The 1272-nt window shown below is 61.1% G+C and carries 1 protein-coding gene; it reads right to left on the reverse strand.

The annotated features are described in order from the left end of the window. A partial coding sequence (gene glyA, locus ACR0BU_RS24690; RefSeq protein WP_299085941.1) for a serine hydroxymethyltransferase occupies nt 1-1272 on the reverse strand: 1272 nt, incomplete at both ends.

Genomic DNA, 1272 nt, shown 5'->3' on the forward strand with positions numbered 1-1272 from the left:
TACAAGTTAGGATATAGGGGAAATTTGGCGCATAGGTTGGCGACTTCGGCTTTGACCTTGGCTTCGACGGCGGCGTTGCCGTCTTCGCCATTTGCGGCCAGGCCGTCGACGATCTCGATGATCCAGTCGGCGATCTGGCGGAACTCGGTCTCGCCAAAGCCGCGGGTCGTGCCGGCGGGGGAGCCCAGACGGATGCCGCTGGTCACGGTTGGTTTTTCCGGGTCAAACGGCACGCCGTTCTTGTTGCAGGTGATATGCGCCCGGCCCAGGGCCTTGTCGACGATGTTGCCGGTCACGCCCTTGGGCCGCAGGTCGACCAGCACCACATGGGTGTCGGTGCCGTGGGTGACCGTGTCCAGACCACCCTTGATCAGCTGGTCCGACAGCGCCTGCGCGTTGGTCACGACCTGTTTGATGTAGTCCCTGAACTCGGGCCGCAGTGCCTCGCCAAAGGCCACCGCCTTGGCTGCGATCACATGCATCAGCGGGCCGCCCTGAATGCCCGGAAAGATCGCTGAATTCACTTTCTTAGCGATATCTTCATCATTGGTCAGGATCATGCCACCACGCGGGCCACGCAGGGTCTTGTGCGTGGTGGTTGTGGCCACATGTGCATGCGGGAACGGGCTGGGGTGTTCGCCCGCCGCCACCAGACCGGCGAAATGCGCCATATCAACATGGAGGTAGGCGCCGACCATATCAGCAATCTCGCGCATGCGGGCAAAGTCGATCCGGCGCGGGATGGCCGAGCCTCCGGCGATGATCAGCTTGGGGTTATGCTCTTTCGCCAGCGCCTCGACCTGATCATAGTCCAGCATGTTGTCTTCTTTGCGGACGCCGTATTGCACGGCGTTGAACCACTTGCCCGACTGGTTCGGGCGGGCGCCGTGGGTCAGGTGGCCACCGGCATCCAGGCTCATGCCCAGAATGGTGTCACCGGGTTTGATCAGCGCCTGGAACACACCCTGATTGGCCTGAGAGCCTGAGTTCGGCTGGACGTTGGCGAAATCACAGCCAAACAGCTGTTTGGCGCGATCGATGGCCAGATTCTCGGCGATATCGACAAACTGGCACCCGCCATAATAGCGCCGCCCGGGATAGCCTTCGGCGTATTTGTTGGTCATCACCGAACCCTGCGCCTCCATCACGGCGGCGGAGACGATGTTCTCGGATGCAATCAGTTCGATCTCATCACGCTGGCGACCCAGCTCGGACGTGATCGAGCCATAAAGCTCAGGGTCACGATCAGATAGGGACTGGGTGAAAAAACCG

It is taken from the genome of Ruegeria sp. CK2, from assembly GCF_056536585.1.